The sequence below is a fragment of the Klebsiella sp. S69 genome (genome assembly GCF_016516145.1).
GTDB classification, from domain to species: domain Bacteria; phylum Pseudomonadota; class Gammaproteobacteria; order Enterobacterales; family Enterobacteriaceae; genus Klebsiella; species Klebsiella oxytoca.
This window is the reverse complement of the sequence record NZ_JACVUU010000006.1, coordinates 83055-101088: the sequence shown is the minus strand read 5'-3', so window position 1 is coordinate 101088 and position 18034 is coordinate 83055. Positions and strand designations below refer to the sequence as shown.

16 protein-coding genes are annotated in these 18034 nt (G+C 54.1%); 14 read left to right on the top strand and 2 right to left on the bottom strand.

The annotated features are described in order from the left end of the window. Positions 1-428 precede the first annotated feature (428 nt). Positions 429-2000, top strand: a complete 1572-nt coding sequence (garD, locus tag IAE27_RS07885) for a galactarate dehydratase (protein ID WP_154022540.1) — start codon at positions 429-431, stop codon at positions 1998-2000. Between the two features lie 50 nt (positions 2001-2050). Here garD and IAE27_RS07880 read toward each other — a convergent pair whose 3' ends face one another. Together IAE27_RS07880 and IAE27_RS07875 are read right to left on the bottom strand one after the other, a co-directional pair. After that, a complete protein-coding gene (locus IAE27_RS07880; protein WP_016809844.1) occupies positions 2051-2998 on the bottom strand; it encodes a sugar kinase in 948 nt (315 codons plus the stop codon). Positions 2999-3008: 10 nt separating this feature from the next. Next, positions 3009-3803, bottom strand: coding sequence for a DeoR/GlpR family DNA-binding transcription regulator (locus IAE27_RS07875; RefSeq protein WP_153675448.1), 795 nt, complete (start codon positions 3801-3803; stop codon positions 3009-3011). A gap of 352 nt (positions 3804-4155) precedes the next feature. On the opposite strand from IAE27_RS07875, the gene IAE27_RS07870 reads away from it, so the two are divergent. The 13 genes from IAE27_RS07870 (at position 4156) to IAE27_RS07810 (ending at position 18024) form a co-directional block, all read left to right on the top strand. Next, positions 4156-5010, top strand: coding sequence for a tagatose bisphosphate family class II aldolase (locus IAE27_RS07870; RefSeq protein WP_004106011.1), 855 nt, complete (start codon positions 4156-4158; stop codon positions 5008-5010). A 24-nt stretch (positions 5011-5034) separates the two neighbouring features. Further along, positions 5035-5949, top strand: coding sequence for a 1-phosphofructokinase (gene pfkB, locus IAE27_RS07865; RefSeq protein ID WP_004106013.1), 915 nt, complete (start codon positions 5035-5037; stop codon positions 5947-5949). 10 nt (positions 5950-5959) lie between these two features. Then, entirely contained in the window at positions 5960-7372 is a 1413-nt protein-coding gene (locus IAE27_RS07860) for a PTS fructose transporter subunit IIC (RefSeq protein ID WP_004106015.1), read from the top strand. 10 nt (positions 7373-7382) lie between these two features. Then, entirely contained in the window at positions 7383-8198 is an 816-nt protein-coding gene (locus IAE27_RS07855; RefSeq protein ID WP_004115756.1) for an HPr family phosphocarrier protein, read from the top strand. Between the two features lie 176 nt (positions 8199-8374). Next, complete coding sequence (gene gatZ, locus IAE27_RS07850; RefSeq protein ID WP_004106019.1) at positions 8375-9646, top strand: tagatose-bisphosphate aldolase subunit GatZ; 1272 nt, start codon at positions 8375-8377, stop codon at positions 9644-9646. Positions 9647-9661: 15 nt separating this feature from the next. Next, complete coding sequence (gene gatA, locus IAE27_RS07845; RefSeq protein WP_200092220.1) at positions 9662-10129, top strand: PTS galactitol transporter subunit IIA; 468 nt, start codon at positions 9662-9664, stop codon at positions 10127-10129. A gap of 26 nt (positions 10130-10155) precedes the next feature. Next, positions 10156-10440, top strand: a complete 285-nt coding sequence (gene gatB / locus IAE27_RS07840) for a PTS galactitol transporter subunit IIB (RefSeq protein ID WP_004106023.1) — start codon at positions 10156-10158, stop codon at positions 10438-10440. 5 nt (positions 10441-10445) lie between these two features. After that, complete coding sequence (locus IAE27_RS07835) at positions 10446-11819, top strand: galactitol-specific PTS transporter subunit IIC (RefSeq protein WP_017145366.1); 1374 nt, start codon at positions 10446-10448, stop codon at positions 11817-11819. Positions 11820-11865: 46 nt separating this feature from the next. Beyond that, positions 11866-12909, top strand: a complete 1044-nt coding sequence (gene gatD / locus IAE27_RS07830) for a galactitol-1-phosphate 5-dehydrogenase (RefSeq protein WP_135800670.1) — start codon at positions 11866-11868, stop codon at positions 12907-12909. 110 nt (positions 12910-13019) lie between these two features. Further along, positions 13020-13793: a DeoR/GlpR family DNA-binding transcription regulator gene (locus IAE27_RS07825; RefSeq protein WP_135800669.1), complete on the top strand. Its 774-nt coding sequence runs from the start codon at positions 13020-13022 to the stop codon at positions 13791-13793. A gap of 329 nt (positions 13794-14122) precedes the next feature. Then, a complete protein-coding gene (locus IAE27_RS07820) occupies positions 14123-14692 on the top strand; it encodes a fimbrial protein (RefSeq protein ID WP_004106030.1) in 570 nt (189 codons plus the stop codon). Positions 14693-14752: 60 nt separating this feature from the next. Next, positions 14753-15445, top strand: coding sequence for a molecular chaperone (locus IAE27_RS07815; protein ID WP_004106031.1), 693 nt, complete (start codon positions 14753-14755; stop codon positions 15443-15445). A 56-nt stretch (positions 15446-15501) separates the two neighbouring features. After that, on the top strand, positions 15502-18024 hold the full coding sequence (locus IAE27_RS07810; RefSeq protein ID WP_200092217.1) for a fimbria/pilus outer membrane usher protein: 2523 nt from the start codon (positions 15502-15504) through the stop codon (positions 18022-18024). Positions 18025-18034: the final 10 nt, after the last annotated feature.

Below are 18034 nucleotides of genomic sequence, written 5' to 3'. Positions count from 1 at the left end.
ACTCATCCGGCGCATTGCAAGCATAACTCAGTATAATCAGCTTGCGACCGTTAAACACTGTGCATACAACCTGTAAATGGCGTTTAATTATCTCTAATGTTGTGCAAATGCAATAATCAATGGGCGCTGATCCACAGTTCCAGCGATTTCCCCCATGTGCGGGTTCTCTTGCGTAGCAATGGGTGATTTAGATCACATTTTCAAATTCAAACACCTGACATTCTTTATTTCACAAATCTGCGCATCAGAAATTGAATATACCCTAAATATTTCGAGTTGCATGAAGGCGGCAACGCAGGGAATCCCCTGGCGCTTACTAAAGTAAGTGACTGGGGTGAGCGAGGAAAGCCAACGCAAATGCAGCTTGAAATATGACGGGTATAAACGTTTTATTTTATTATTCGCACCTTGCTGGAGAATACTGGACAATGGCTGACATTGAAATTAGACAAGAATCGCCAACGGCGTTTTATATAAAAGTGCACGAAACGGATAACGTGGCGATTATTGTTAACGATCGAGGTTTAAAAGCCGGAACGCGTTTCCCTGACGGGCTCACGCTGGTTGAGCATATCCCGCAAGGCCACAAGGTCGCGCTGGTCGATATTCCTGTACACGGTGAAATCATCCGCTATGGCGAGGTGATTGGCTACGCGGTACGCGATATTCCGCAGGGCAGCTGGATTGACGAATCGCTGGTGGAACTGCCGAAGGCGCCGCCTCTGCACACCTTACCTCTGGCGACCAAAGTTCCGGCGCCGCTGCCGCCGCTGGAAGGCTATACCTTCGAAGGCTATCGCAACGCCGACGGCAGCGTTGGCACCAAAAATCTGCTCGGTATTAGCACCAGCGTGCACTGCGTGGCGGGAGTCGTCGATTACGTAGTGAAAATTATCGAACGCGATCTGCTGTCGAAGTATCCCAACGTCGATGGCGTCGTGGGTCTGAACCATCTTTATGGCTGCGGCGTGGCGATTAACGCTCCGGCAGCGGTCGTTCCGATCCGCACCATTCATAACCTGGCCCTCAATCCAAACTTCGGCGGCGAAGTGATGGTGATTGGCCTTGGCTGCGAGAAACTGCAGCCGGAGCGCCTGCTGGAAGGCACCGACGATGTAAAAAGCATTCCCGTAGATAGCGCCAGCATCGTCAGCCTGCAGGATGAGAAGCACGTCGGTTTTAAATCAATGGTGGATGACATTCTGCAGGTCGCCGAGCGCCATCTGGAGAAGCTGAACCAGCGCCAGCGCGAAACCTGCCCGGCCTCCGAACTGGTGGTCGGTATGCAGTGCGGCGGCAGCGATGCGTTTTCTGGCGTGACCGCCAACCCGGCGGTGGGCTATGCCTCCGATCTGCTGGTGCGCTGCGGGGCGACCGTCATGTTTTCCGAAGTCACCGAAGTACGCGATGCGATTCATCTGCTGACGCCGCGCGCCATCAACGAAGAAGTCGGCAGACGCCTGCTGGAGGAGATGGCCTGGTACGATAACTATCTTGATATGGGTAAAACCGACCGCAGCGCCAACCCATCCCCGGGCAATAAAAAAGGCGGTCTGGCCAACGTTGTAGAAAAGGCGCTGGGTTCTATCGCTAAATCCGGAAAGAGCGCGATTGCCGAAGTGCTCTCTCCGGGGCAGCGCCCGACCAAACGCGGTTTGATTTACGCCGCGACGCCGGCGAGCGACTTCGTCTGCGGTACTCAGCAAGTGGCCTCCGGGATCACGGTGCAGGTCTTTACTACCGGTCGCGGTACGCCGTATGGCCTGGTCGCCGTACCGGTGATTAAAATGGCGACGCGTACCGAGCTGGCAAACCGCTGGTATGACCTAATGGATATCAATGCGGGAACCATCGCCACCGGCGAAGAAACCATCGAAGAGGTAGGGCTGAAGCTGTTTGAATTTATTCTTGATGTCGCCAGCGGCCGCAAGAAGACTTTCTCAGATCAGTGGGGCCTGCACAATCAGCTGGCGGTGTTTAACCCGGCGCCGGTGACCTGATCGACTCAGCAACTTATCCCGCTCGTGATGCTTCGGGCGGGATACCTCTGCTATTGATGCGCGTTGAGAAACCCCTCTATCTGCGCTTTCGTGGAAGTCCCTTCCATCGGCCCACGCCGGGCAATCGCCAGAGAGCCGCTGGCGTTGGCCCATCTCAGCGCCTCCTGCGGCGATGCGCCGGACAGGAAAAGGCTGACAAAGGTGGCGCCAAAGCAGTCGCCGGCCCCCGTCGGATCGACAACCGGGACATGAAAACCGGCAGCATGATGCGTTTCTCTGGCGCTGTAATAGCTCGCTCCGCGCGGGCCGCGTTTAATTACCACGTGCTTAACGCCGCGCTTTAAAAGCTTATCCACCAGCACCTGCTCATTGCGCCCAGGGTTGAGGCCAAAGTAATCCAGTTCGCCATCGCTGGGCAAAAAGATATCTGTGTAATCAAGGATATATTCAAAAGCCTGCGACATTTCAGGGATATTGAGCATCTCTTTGCGGATATTCGGATCGAACGAAACCGTGCCGTTGCGCGCTTTAATATTTTCAATCGCTTTACGCATCGCGTCGATCATGCGAAACGAAAACAGCGAAGAGCCCATAATGTGAAAATGATTGCACTGGTTAAGCAGACGGTCGTCAATATGGTCAGCGGTTAGCAAACCACAGGCGCTGTTCGGCATATTAAAAATAAAATCGCGCTGCGCCTGGCTACGGTAGCTCACGAAAGCGCTACCGGTGGTCGCCTTTTGCAGTATGGCGATCCCATTAACGTTTACGCCGTCACTTTCCAGCCGCGCGATATTCATTTCACCAAACGCATCGTTGCCGACACAGCTGAAAAGCACCGAGCCCAGCCCCAGCTTTGCCACCTGATCGGCGAAAATTGCCGGGGCGCCGCTGGGATATGGCCCCCAAAATTCACCCGGGCGAGAAAAACCCTGGTTCTCTTCTTTTGCCAGAAACTCCACCAGTAGTTCGCCGATGGTGCAAATGGTCACATTCATCATCGCTCCTTTACTTTGCCTTCTGCAAAGCAGGGTTGAGCCATGTCAGGCACTCGTTGTTGGTATAGCTGTTAGTCATGCCAGCGGCGAGAAGGCGGGCGTGATACTCCGCGGCGACCACCTGCGGCGTCACGATGCCGCTAATTTGCTGCAAGTCGCCAATCGCGTAGCGCTTATCGCCGTACACCGGACGATGCGCAACGACCGCAATCACCCTCTCACTTTGCGCCACCGCTTCGCTCAGCAGGCGAGCGCTGGCTTCCTGTCTGACGCTCAAGGTGCCATCTTCAGCAATGTGGTCGACAGCGATCAGCGCTCGCGAGGGGCGATATTGACCCAGCGCGTTCAGCGCCAGATCGCCTTCGACTATTTTGCCGCTGCTCCCGAGTACGCCGCCGAGCAGCACGGTTTCCCCATTCAGAAACTCCTGCGCCAGCGGCACATGCGCCAGGTCGTTTAACAGCAGACAAAGCTCGTCATAGCCAGCAAGGAACGGGATCACTTTGCGTAAGATCGACCCCTGCCCCAGAAAGAGCGTTTCGCTATCTTCGATCTGCGCGGCGATCTGGCGAGCCATTTCGGTCTCCAGGGCTTTATCCGTTACTACCGGAGCCTCCTGAGCCAGGGCGATCGGGGTCCCGGCCTGGGAAGTGTAAATTGCGCCGCCAAACGAGCGCTTAAGGTAGCCCTGCTGTTCAAGGTAGTTCAGGTCATTACGGATCGTTACCCCAGATACAGCCAGCATTTCAGCCAGATCGTCGACTTTGATCTCTCCGTTTTTGCGCACGATCTCCGCGATGTCCAGGCGCCTTTTCAGCAGACTTGTAGACGGTTTTGCCACAGTGTTGTGCCTTCTTATTTTCTCCCAGAATAACTTTCATTTTTAAATTTCCCCGCTGCATTGTCAAACGCCAGGCCTTCTTTAAGCATTCAATAGCGAATTAAACTTATTTAATTCAGTAGGTTATGTTTAATCACGCTTTTTAAGATACTTTTAAAAAAGAAAACAAACAAGAGCATATAACTTTCATTTTTAAAATAACATCACAGTAGTGTGCGATTGATCACAACAACAAAACGTAGCGATCGCTACATTACTTTCAAAACGAAGGTGTAAGTAACAAATAAATTTACAAAATGAAAGTTAAGGAGCAAGAATGTACATTATCTCGAGTAAAAACATGCTGTTGAAAGCTCAGCGGCTTGGATACGCTGTTCCGGCCTTTAATATCCACAACCTGGAAACGATGCAGGTGGTGGTAGAGACGGCGGCCGAGCTGCGTTCTCCGCTGATCCTTGCCGGCACCCCGGGAACTTATAGCTATGCAGGAACCGGTAACGTGGTGGCGATCGCTCGCGATCTGGCCAAGATCTGGGATCTCCCTTTAGCGGTCCACCTCGATCACCATGAAGATCTGGCCGATATCACACGTAAAGTACAGGCCGGTATCCGCTCGGTCATGATCGACGGTTCACACGCACCTTTTGAAGAAAACGTCGCGTTAGTCAAGAGCGTGGTTGAACTGAGCCACCGTTATGATGCCAGCGTCGAAGCCGAGCTTGGTCGCCTGGGCGGTGTGGAAGATGATCTCGTGGTCGATGCAAAAGATGCGCTGTATACCAACCCGGAACAGGCGCGTGAATTTGTCGCCCGCACCGGTATCGACTCGCTGGCGGTCGCTATCGGTACTGCCCACGGCATGTACGCTGCAGAACCCAAGCTCGATTTTGACCGCCTCGCCGCCATTCGCGATCGCGTTGAGGTTCCTCTGGTTCTTCATGGCGCATCGGGTCTGGCCGATAGCGATATCCGCCGGGCAATCTCGTTGGGCGTGTGCAAGGTCAACGTCGCCACCGAGCTGAAAATCGCCTTCTCCGATGCCCTGAAGCACTATTTCGAGGAAAATCCAGACGCTAACGATCCGCGTCATTATATGAAACCGGCCAAAGCGGCGATGAAGGATATCGTACGCAAAGTCATTCACGTTTGCGGCTGTGAAGGACAACTGTAATTTTCGGATCGAAGGAGCAACGTCGTGATCCATACCCTGACACTCAATACTGCAATCGATATGAATATCTTTTGCGATCCGCTGAAGCCGTCGGCAGTGAACCGAACCCGGCACACGGAATATTGCCCGAATGGCAAAGGAGTGAACGTTTCGCTGATATTAAATCACTATCAGCAGCCCACTCACATTATGGGCATTTTCGGTGGTTTCACTGGCCGTTATATTGTGGAAGAGTTACGTCAGAAAAACATTAAAGTGACGCCGGCATGGGTCTCTGAGCCAACCCGAATTAATATTTTTATTAATGACGGAGCTGAGGAATATAAGCTCGTTAATCCCGGAGCAAAAATTGATGATGAGTGCAAACAACAGGTTATTCATCATCTGCAATGCGTCACTTCCGGGGATTATTTAGCGATCAGCGGCAGCCTGCCGCCGGGAATTGAAAGCCGATTTTATGCTGAAATCATTGAATTATGCCAGCAGAAAGGCTGTGAAGTTATTCTCGATATCAGCCATCCGGTACTGCGCCAGCTGCTGGAATTACGGCCATTGTTGATTAAACCCAACGATGACGAGCTGCGGGAAATCTTCGGTCTTGACGTCAGTAGCCGCCAGCAGGTGCGTGAGGCCATGCGCACGCTGCATCAACTGGGCGCTCGCAACGTGCTGCTGACGATGGGAGCCGAGGGTCTCTACTTTTCCAACGGCGAAGGCGTGTGGTTTTGCTCCGCACCGAAAATTGAACTGGTCAGCTCCGCCTGCGCTGGTGACGCCGCACTGGGTGCTTTTCTCAGTAAATGGCTTAACAAAGAAGATGTCAATCACGCTCTGGCATTAGCCAGCGCGACCGGTGCCGATGTCGCCGCTTCCGCCGGGTTAGGCAAATTACAACGCACAGAAGAATTATTACAACAAATTCAGGTCGTCCAATTATAAAGGTCCGATTATGAAAAAAATCATTGCAGTTACCGGCTGCCCTACGGGTATTGCACATACTTTTATGGCTGAAGAGGCCTTAAAAACCGCAGCAAAGAAATTAAATGTCGATATTAAAGTGGAAACCAACGGCGCTTCCGGCGTTGAAAACGCGATTACCCCCGCGGATTTAAAAGATATTTATGGCGTGATTATCGCCGCCGATAAAGACGTGAACGCCGAGCGGTTTAATGGCCTGCCGGTCATTGAGGTTCCGGTTAAAGAAGCCATTCACCATCCGGCCGATTTAATTAATAAAGTGATCGGCGGTCAGGCGGCGCGTCGCCAGGGAATTTCTGTTTCCGCCGAGTCAACGGAGAAATACGAGCAAGAGTCTTTCGGCCGTCAGGTTTATAAGCACCTGATGAGCGGCGTGTCCAACATGCTGCCGTTTGTCGTAGCGGGAGGGATTTTGATTGCCATCTCCTTCCTGTGGGGCATCTACTCCGCCGATCCAAACTCGCCGCAATATAACGCGATCGCCGCAACGCTAATGAAAGTGGGCCAACAAGCCTTCTCAATCATGGTACCGATTTTCACCGCCTATATCGCCTGGTCTATTTCCGGGCGTCCCGGTATGGTCGCGGGCTTCGTCGGTGGCTTACTGGCCAATGCGACCGGCGCAGGCTTTCTCGGCGGAATTATCGCCGGTTTTGCCGCCGGTTATTTTATGCTGCTGATCCGCAATATGCTCAACGGCCTGCCGCGACAGTATGAAGGGCTCAAATCGATATTCATTATGCCGCTCATCGGCGTGCTGGTGATTGGTGTAATGATGGTCCTCCTCGGTCAACCCGTCGCCGCCATCAATAACGCGATGATGAACTGGCTAAGTTCATTACAGGAAGCAAACCCGATTCTGTTAGGTATTGTGGTCGGCGCGATGTGCTCCTTCGACTTCGGCGGCCCGGTGAATAAAGCCGCCTACGTCACCGGTACGCTGCTGCTTGGCCAGGGCAACTACTTCTTTATGGCCGGGGTTTCCGCCGCCTGCATCACACCGCCGCTGGTTATCGCTCTGGCAACGACCTTCTTCCCGAAAGGGTTCAGCGAAGAAGAGCGCGCCGCCGGGATGGTCAACTATATTCTCGGCTGCACCCATATTACTGAAGGCGCTATTCCGTTCGCCGCGAAAGATCCTTTACGCGTTATCCCCATGATGATGATCGCCTCTTCCATCTCTGCGGTTCTTAGCTACAGCCTGCATATTCAGGTTCCCGCTCCGCACGGCGGCTTCCTGATCCTGCCGCTGGTGAGCAAACCACTGATGTGGGTGCTGTGCATTCTCGCCGGTTCCGCCTGCGGCGCGGTCATGCTGGGATGCTGGAGGCTGTGGCAAAAGCGGGCCCTGGAAGCAACATCGCTGGCCGGCGCTATTAAATAAGGAGCTATGTATGCAACTGACTTGCGCAGATATCCATTTCGATCGCGCGATCAAAACGAAAGATGAAGCGCTGCAACGCGTCGTTGGCAAATTAACCGAAGCCGGGCATACCACGCCCGCTTATCTGAGCGGCATGCGCGACCGTGAAGGACAAATCAGCACTTACCTCGGCAACGGTATCGCGATCCCTCACGGCACGCCGCAGAGCCGCGATGCGGTACTGAAAACCGGTGTCAAAGTACTGGCCTGCCCGCAGGGTGTGGATTGGGGAGAAGAACAAACGGCATATCTGATTGTGGGCATCGCCGCCCAGGATAACGAACACCTTGATATTCTCCGCCAGCTTACCCACGCCCTGAGCGATGAGCGCGTGCCGGCAGCGCTTTCGCGTGCTGAGAGCCCACAGGCGGTGCTGGAGATACTGGCCGGCAATATCTTCCCGGCCGGAGGAGAAGAGACGGAACCGCCCCCGATGTTCGACGAAGAGGCGACCTTTACCCTGCGCAATCCCCACGGACTGCACGCGAGACCAAGCGCGGTACTGGTGAAAGCGGTGAAGCAGTGGCAGTCGCAAATCCGGGTGGAAAATCTCGACACGCGTTCCGCCATTGTTGACGCCAAAAATCTGATGCGGGTTGTCTCTCTCGGTGCAAAACAGGGCCATCGGCTGCACTTTATGGCCAGCGGAGAGGATGCTCATCAGGCGCTGGAGGCTATTGGCGCGGCCTTTAATGCCGGATTAGGCGAAATCGCCGCTCAGCCGCAGCGTGCCGTTCCGCCCGTAGAAAAACCTAAACGGAGCTGGCTGTCTCGATTATTTAGTTAAATTTCAAACAATTAAAAACGCTCTGCCGTCATCGCCAGAGCGTTTTTTTATCTCTAACTTTCGCAACATTACGTTTTACCTTTCTTTTTTTCGAGATTGATCACAAATCAAAACAAAGGAGTTTGCGAGCAAAACAAAACATAACGAATATATTCGAAAGAAAACGGAGGTTTGAAATGAAAGATATTATTTCCCGCCACAAAGCTGGCGAACACATCGGCATCTGCTCAGTTTGTTCCGCACACCCGTTGGTCATCGAAGCCGCGCTACGTTTCGATCTGCATACCAACAATAAGGTCCTCATCGAGGCCACCTCTAACCAGGTTAACCAGTTTGGCGGCTACACCGGAATGCAGCCTGCGGACTTCCGTGATTTCGTAAATAAAATCGCCCGCGAAGTCGGTTTCCCGTCAGAACGCATCATCCTCGGCGGCGACCATCTCGGCCCCAACTGCTGGCAGGGCGAACCCGCCGCTGAAGCGATGGAAAAATCAGTCGATCTGATTAAAGCCTACGTCGCCGCAGGATTCAGCAAAATCCATCTCGATGCTTCAATGTCCTGTGCAGACGATCCGGTGCCGCTGAACCCGGCCGTCGTCGCCGAACGCGCCGCTCGCCTGTGCCAGGCTGCGGAAGAGACCGCAACCGACGAGCAGAAACGCCATCTGACCTACGTCATCGGCACCGAAGTTCCGGTTCCCGGCGGCGAAGCCAGCACCATCGGCAGCGTCCACGTGACCCGCGCCCAGGATGCGGCGGCAACGCTGGAAACCCATGAAGCCGCCTTTCGTAATCTGGGGCTGAACGCCGCGCTGGATCGCGTCATCGCTATCGTGGTGCAGCCCGGCGTTGAGTTCGACCATACGCAAATTATTCATTACCAACCGGAGGCAGCCAAAGCACTCTCCGCGTGGATCGAAAGCACGCCCATGGTCTACGAAGCGCACTCGACTGACTACCAGTCCCGTCAGGCCTACCGGGCGCTGGTACGCGACCATTACGCCATCCTGAAAGTGGGTCCGGCGCTAACCTTCGCGCTGCGTGAAGCCATCTTTGCTCTCGCGCAAATGGAGAATGAACTGGTCGCTCCGGAGTCTCGCAGCCGCGTAATGGAAGTGATTGATGAAGTGATGCTTAACGAACCGGGCTACTGGCAGAAGTACTATCGTCCGACCTGGAGCCAGGCAATGGTGGATATTCACTTCAGCCTGTCCGATCGCATTCGCTACTACTGGCCGCATCCGCGTATTCGCCAGAGCGTGGAAAAGTTAATGGCAAACCTGACCGAAACTAAGCTGCCTTTGGGCCTTATCAGCCAGTATATGCCCGTGCAGTTTGAACGACTGTCGTTAAACGAACTCGCCGCCGTACCGCACGACCTCATCCTCGACAAAATTCAGGATGTGCTGCGTGCCTACCGTTACGGCTGTTCATCTGAAATCGCCTGAAGTTAAAGAGGATTTATGAGTCAATTGTTTGTTCGTACCGGCATTCATTTTCGTTCCAGCCAGCAGGCGCTGGAACACATTGGCGAAGAGATGCTGGCGCGCGGCGTCGTGCACGATAGCTATCCGCTGGCGCTGCTCGAACGAGAAGCGACTTTCCCAACCGGTATTGCGCTGGAGCAGCATGCGGTCGCGATTCCCCACTGCGAGGCGGTACATGCGAAGTCTCCGGCTATCTACCTGATTCGCCCGGACAATCCGGTCCCTTTTCAGCGTGCTGACGACGACGGCGAAATCGACGTTTCGTTAATCATCGCGCTGATTGTAGAAAATCCGACTGCAAAGCTACAGCTGCTGCGCCGGTTATTTAGTGAGCTACAGAACCCGACCACGCTTGAAGCATTGCTCGCTGCCCCGCAGGAGCAGCTGCCCGAGCTGTTTCGGCGCTCTATCCTTGAGTCAGAGCCGAGCGCTCAGGCTTTATAAGACACTGATAATAAAAGGGGTACCCTATGAAACGCAAAGTAATCGTCGCCTGTGGCGGCGCTGTCGCCACCTCGACCATGGCCGCAGAAGAGATCAAAGATTTGTGCGCGGACCACAGCATCGAGCTGGACCTGGTGCAGTGCCGGGTGAATGAAATCGAAACCTATATGGACGGCGCACACCTCATTTGCACCACCGCCCGGGTTGACAGAACCTTTGGCGACATTCCGGTGGTTCACGGTATGCCTTTCATATCCGGCGTAGGCATTGAAGAGCTGCAGCAAAAAATCCTGAACATCCTGACGGAGTAACGCCCATGTTTAGCGAAATCATGCGTTATATCCTCGATCTTGGTCCGACGGTGATGCTGCCTATCGTGATCATTATCTTCTCCAAAATACTGGGGATGAAGCTCGGGGATTGTTTTAAATCTGGCCTGCATATCGGCATTGGCTTTGTCGGTATCGGCTTGGTTATCGGCCTGATGCTCGACTCTATCGGCCCGGCGGCAAAAGCGATGGCTGAGCATTTCCAGATTAACCTGCACGTGATTGATATTGGCTGGCCGGGGTCGTCACCGATGACCTGGGCGTCGCAAATCGCGCTGGTGGCGATTCCTATCGCCATCGCAGTCAACATTTTCATGCTGGTCACCCGGATGACTCGCGTCGTGAACGTCGATATCTGGAACATCTGGCATATGACCTTTACCGGCGCCATGCTGCATATCGCGACCGGTTCTTACTGGATTGGTATTCTTGGCGTAGTGGTGCATGCAGCTTTCGTTTACAAGCTCGGCGACTGGTTTGCGAAGGATACCCGCGACTTTTTCGGCCTTGATGGCATCGCCATACCGCACGGTAGCTCGGCTTATTTAGGGCCGATAGCGGTGCTGGTCGATACGATTATCGAAAAAATCCCCGGCCTGAACCGCATTCACTTCAGCGCTGACGACATTCAGAAACGCTTCGGTCCGTTTGGCGAACCGGTCACCGTCGGTTTTGTGATGGGTCTGGTCATCGGCGCGCTGGCGGGCTACGACCTGAAGGGAATTCTCCAGCTGGCGGTCAAAACCGCGGCCGTCATGCTGCTGATGCCGCGCGTTATCAAACCTATCATGGATGGCCTGAACCCGATTGCCAAACAGGCGCGTAAACGTCTGCAGGCGAAGTTTGGCGGCCAGGATTTCCTGATTGGTCTCGATCCGGCGCTACTGCTTGGGCATACCTCGGTCGTATCGGCCAGCCTGATCTTTATTCCGCTCACTATTCTGATCGCGGTTGTGGTGCCGGGCAACCAGGTCCTGCCGTTCGGCGATCTCGCGACCATTGGATTCTTCGTCGCCATGGCGGTGGCGGTACACCAGGGGAACCTGTTCCGCACGCTGATTTCCGGGATCATCCTGATGGGGATCACGCTATGGATTGCGACGCAGACCATCGGCCTGCATACCCAGCTGGCGGCTAACGCCGGGGCTCTGAAGACAGGCGGTCTTGTAGCCTCTATGGACCAGGGCGGTTCACCGGTTACCTGGCTGCTCATTCAGCTCTTCACCTGGCAAAACGTGGTGGGCTTTGTGGTTATCGGCGTCATCTATGTCGCCGGCGTGCTGTTGACGTGGCGTCGGGCGCGCAGCTTCGCCGCCGCAGAGAAAGCCACCGCCGCGCAGCAAAGCCCGAGCGTTTCTTAATCTCAAGGGGGAGCATTCGCTCCCCCGGACATTTCTGGAGAATATTATGCAATCAGTGGTTATCCATGCTGAGGGGACAGTGTGCGTTGAAGAACGCCCGATACCGGCCCTACAAACGGAAAACGATGTCCTGGTCAAAGTCGTCAGCTCTGGATTGTGCGGTTCTGATATTCCGCGCATCTTCGCCAAAGGCGCCCACTACTATCCCATCACCCTGGGTCACGAGTTCAGCGGTTATGTTGAATCTTACGGCTCAGCGGTGACCGACCTGCAACCGGGCGACGCGGTAGCCTGCGTGCCTCTGCTCCCCTGCTTTAGTTGTCCCCAATGTCAGCGCGAATATTTCTCTCTCTGCAAGCAGTATCAGTTTGTCGGTTCGCGCAGCGAAGGCGGAAATGCGCAGTACGTGGTAGTTAAACGCGCCAACCTGTTCCGTCTGCCGGAGCAGATGCCGATTGATGACGGCGCGTTTATTGAACCGATTACCGTCGGTCTGCACGCCTTTCATCTGGCGCAGGGCTGCGAAGGGAAAAACGTGATTATTATTGGCGCAGGCACGATTGGCCTGCTGGCGCTGCAGTGCGCCCGCGAACTGGGCGCCAAAAGTATTACGGCTATTGATATCAACCCGCAGAAGCTGGAGCTGGCAAAAACGCTCGGCGCAACGCACGTCTTTAACAGTAAGGAGATGAGCGGCAAACAGATTCAAACGGCGCTGGAAGAGATTCAGTTCGACCAACTGGTGCTGGAAACCGCCGGCACGCCGCAAACCGTGGCGCTGGGCATTGAGGTCGCCGGACCGCGTGCGCAGCTGGCGCTGGTGGGCACGTTGCACCATGATTTGACGCTGCCTTCCGCCACCTTTGGCCAGATTCTCCGTAAAGAGCTGACTATCGTTGGTAGCTGGATGAATTACTCCGGTCCGTGGCCGGGAGAAGAGTGGCAAACGGCGGCTCGGCTGCTGACGGAAAAACGCATTCAGCTTGCCCCGCTTATCGCCCACATCGGCGATGCCGAAAGCTTTGCCCGCGAAGTCCAGGCGCTCAACGGCGCGCCAATGCAGGGGAAAATCCTGCTTAAACTCTCCTGACCGCCTGAGCCAGCAATCTGCGCTGGCTCACATAACCTTTCGAAAATTATCGTTCAACTTTCATTACCCTTCGATTACACTAAGATCAGTTAATTATCAGGCAAATTAATATGAACTCATTCGAGCGAAGGAACAAAATTGTCGAAATGGTCAATACGCAGGGTAGCGTATTGGTGCTGGACCTTTCGAATCTCTTTGGCATCTCCGAAGTGACTATCCGGGCCGATCTCCGCCTGCTGGAGGAAAAGGGATTACTCACCCGCTTTCACGGCGGCGCCGCGAGGCCCGGCAGCAATTTAACCGAAGGAGATAGCCAGGAAGTGGTGCTGGAAGAGCGTTATCAACTGGCCAGCGACCCGAAAAAGCGAATAGCCCAGGCCGCGGCGGCAATGATTAGCGAAGGCATGACGGTGATCCTGGATAGCGGCAGCACCACCCTGCTGATTGCCGAGGCGCTGGTACGTATGACCAATATTACGGTGATTACCAATAGCTTACCCGCAGCGTTTACGCTTTCAGAAAATAAAGATATCACCCTGGTGGTGTGCGGTGGCACCGTGCGCCACAAAACGCACTCGATGCACGGCACCATCGCTGAACGCTCGCTTCAGGGCATCAGCGCCGATCTCATGTTCGTCGGCGCGGACGGTATCGACACCACCAACGGCATCACGACCTTCAACGAAGGCTACTCCATCAGCGGCGTCATGGCCGCCGCTGCGCATAAGGTCGTTGCCGTGCTGGATGCCAGCAAATTTAATCGTCGCGGCTTCAACCAGGTTCTGCCGATGGAGAAAATAAACTGCGTGATTACCGATGACGGGATTAGCGGGGAATATCTCGCTGAGTTAAAAAACATACCCATTGAGTTACAAATCGTCTAGACAACCCGGCAGATATTAAAAATCTGCCTTTTGTCACTTGATTAATATTATAAAAAACAAAACCTATAAAATAGCTTGCCAACCAGTATGTTCATGAATTCATTTTTAATAAAATCAGTTCATAAACCCATTCCTGAAAACTTTTATTTAAACGTAAATTAAGCACATTTAACTTTACAGCGAATTACCATAAATACAATCCTAAAACCCGCCTCAGCCAATATGAATTCATAAAAAGTTCAATATAATCTTCGTCGTGATGATTTATGAAAAAAGCTTAATCACCATAAAAGATGTTTTCCAAAAAAAATACATGGATGAGGTAAAAAATGAATGTAATTGCAAAGTCCGTTGCAGTTGGATTACTGGCAATGGCTGCAGGCAGCGCCTGGGCAAGCGATGGTACTATTGAATTCACGGGTGAAATCACCACCTCTACCTGTGAATTCGCTAATGGCGATACGGTAAATGTTGAACTGGGCCATTACTCTAATACCCAGTTTAAAACCGTAGGCGACAAATCACCGACTACCCCGTTCACCATTCCGCTGACCAATTGCCCAACTGAAGCCTGGAAACATGTTGATGGCAGCGAAAGCAAGTCGTTCCAGCTCTGGCTGGAAACGCGTAATGGCGGTACTACGGGCGCAAATAACGATCTGGTTGCAGTAACGGGTTCGGCCACGCCTGCGACCGGCGTCGGTATTCGCATCGACCGCGCTTCCGACGGAGCCCAGCTGGCGCTCAATAAACTGAACGACACCCCGGTCACTTTTGATATCACGGGTGAACAAACGGACGTCAATCTGCAGGCTTACTACGTCTCTACCGTTGAATCTTCGGCCATCACCGCCGGGGAAGCGAACGCTTCCGTCGACGTTACCATCGATTATCGTTAATTCTCACGTTGTGCTTTTACCCACCATATGGTGGGTAAAACTTTTTATTGGAGCCGCAGGATGAAAGGGAAAACCCTGGTAGCATTGGCCTTGTTGCTTGGAGGATGGGTCAGCCAAAGCCTGGCCGGCGGGATCGTTCTGCAAACCACGCGGGTGATTTACGACGCCAGTAAAAAAGAGGCCGCCCTGCCCGTTGCCAATCACAGCAGCAAAATGCCCTATTTATTGCAATCATGGATTGATAATCCGCAAGGAACAATCCGCGGGCCGTTTATTATGACCCCGCCGCTGTTTCGCCTGAATGCCGGCGACGACTCCTCATTGCGCATTATTAAAACCGAAGGCAATTTGCCGGAAGATAAAGAGTCGCTGTTTTACGTTAACGTGCGGGCTATTCCGGCCCAATCGAAAAGTGAAGCGGAAAAAACCAACGCGCTGACCCTGGTATTTAAAACCAGAATAAAGCTTTTCTATCGCCCGGCGCATCTTAAAGGCGCCCCGCAGGATGCGTGGAAATCTATACAATATAAGCGAACGAATAATACCTTAGATATCTATAACCCATCCGCCTATTACGTGGTATTTGCCGGCATCGCATTGGGTAAAACAGATTTAACCAATCAGGTTGACTATATCGCTCCCGGCGAGCACAAACAAATTCCGCTACCTGCCGCATCGGGTAATACCGTGCAGTGGGCCGCCATCAATGACTATGGCGGTACCACGGCAAAAGAAACTCGGGTACTGCAATAACGCTTACGCAGGCAAGACGTAAATAACAATAAATAACGGATACGGGCAATCAGGGAATGCAAAGCAACACCACAGGGAAAAAAAACGTGCTGGCGCTTAAAAGCCTTGCTTACAGGGTCAGGCACGCTTTGCCGATGATGCTGGCCGGCAGCGGCCTGATATGCCATGTCGCGCAGGCCGATGACTTTTATTTCGATCCTTCGCTGCTGGAAACCAACAAAAGCGGCCTGCAAACGGTAGATCTATCAGCCTTCTCTCAGGACAGCGCCCAGCTACCCGGCGAGTATATCGTTGATATTTATATTAATAATAAGAAGCTGACGCAGCGTAAAATCCCGTTTGCCGCCGGGGATAACCACCAGCTTATCCCCCAGTTTACCGTCGGCCAGCTGCGCGAGCTGGGCTTTAAAGTTGATGAGATCCCGGCGCTGGCGAAGCTGGACGATGCAGCAAAAGTCACCAATCTCGCGCAAACCGTGCCGAACAGCAGCAGCGAGCTGGATCTCAACCACGGTAAGCTGAACATGAGCGTACCGCAAATTATGCTCTACCGCGATGCCAGAGGCTATGTTGACCCCTCCCGCTGGGACAATGGCATCCCGGTGCTGTTCACCAACTATAACTTTACCGGTTCAGAGAGCCGCTACGACGGCGGCGAGCGCAGCAGGCGCCAGTATCTGAACATGCAGAACGGCGCCAACCTCGGCCCGTGGCGGCTGCGCAACTACTCGACCTGGACGCACAACAGCGACACTTCGCAGTGGGACAGCATTAATACCTGGCTGCAGCGGGATATCAAAAGCCTCAAATCGCAGCTGGTGATGGGCGAAAGCGCGACTGACGGTAGCGTGTTCTCCAGCTATCAGTTTACCGGCGCGCGGCTCTATTCCGATGACAGCATGCTGCCTAACAGCCAGCGCGGCTTTGCGCCGACGATCCGCGGGATCGCTAACTCCAGCGCTATCGTGACGGTTCGTCAGAACGGTTACACCATTTACCAGAGCACCGTGCCTGCCGGCGCTTTCGAGATCAACGATCTGTACCCCTCCTCATTCAGCGGCGATTTAGACGTGACGATTGAAGAGGCTGACGGCACCACGCGCCATTTTGTACAGCCGTTCTCCTCCCTGCCGATGATGCAGCGGCCGGGGCATCTCAAATATAGCGTCACCGCCGGGCGCTTTCGGGCGGCAGACTCGGAGGACAGTAAAGAACCGGAGTTCATTGAAACTACGGGGATTTACGGCCTGAGTAACACCTTTACGCTGTACGGCGGCCTGACGGGCTCCGAGGATTACCAGGCGTTAACTCTGGGTATCGGCGGTACGCTGGGAGAGTTTGGTGCCCTGTCGATGGATATTGGCCGGGCGGATACCCGCTTTGATAACGGCGACAGCGATTCCGGCTACAGCTGGCGCATCCAGTACATTAAAGATATTCCAGAGACCGGCACCAATCTATCGCTGGGCTATTACCGCTATACCAGCACTGGCTACTTCACGTTCTCAGATGCCAACCAGCGGGATATCGACGCTGACGATCGGCAGAGCAGCGAAATCCAGTTCAGCATTAATCAGAATCTGTTTACCGGCGTCAGTTTTTACGCTTCCGGTTCGCAGCAGGAGTACTGGGATAAAGGGCAGAAGGACAAAAACCTGTCGATTGGCCTCAGCGGCAACCTGTGGGGAGTCAGCTATAACGTCAGCGGGCAGTTTACCGACTATGCCGATCGCGACAGCGATCGTTCGCTGTCCATTAGCCTCAGCGTACCGCTGGACCGCTGGCTACCGCACGCTAACGCCAACTGGCGGATCACCAGCCAGAAGGAGCAAGCGACCCAGCATGAAGTCGGGATCAACGGCACTCTACTGGAAGATAGCCGTCTGAGCTACAGCCTGAAACAGCGGCAGAGCGAGAATAACGACAGCAACGGCAGCAACCTCTACGGCAGCTATCGTTCCGCCTACGGCACCGTCAACGCCGGTTACGATTACAGTTCCGATAACCGCCAGATGAGCTATGGCCTGGCCGGCGGCATCGTGGCGCACAGCCACGGCGTCACCTTGTCGCAGCCGCTGGGTAACGCCTTTGCGCTGATTGATGCCGATGGCGCCTCTGGTATACGCGTCAAAAACTATCCCGGAATCGCTACCGACTACTTCGGCTATGCCGTGATCCCCTACCTGACCTCTTATCAGGAGAACCGTATCTATCTGGATACCACCATGATGCCGGATGACGTCGACGTCACCCAGACCATGAAGCTGGTGGTTCCGAGTCAGGGAGCGGCTGTGACCGCGCAGTTTAGCGCCAAAATTGGCCAGCGCGTGCTGCTGACGCTGACCGACAGAAACGGTAAACCGCTGCCGTTTGGCGCGATGGCCAGCAGCGAAAGCCAGCAGCAGAGCATTGTTGATGAAGGCGGCGTGCTCTATCTCACCGGCGTCAACGAACGGCCGCAGGCCTGGAACGTGCGCTGGGGGAATGAAGAGCATCAGCAGTGCCGATTTACGTTTAGCCTGCCCGCTAACGGCCAGCGCACAGCCTCCGTTATTCGGGCCACGACAACATGCCGCTAAGGAACAAAAC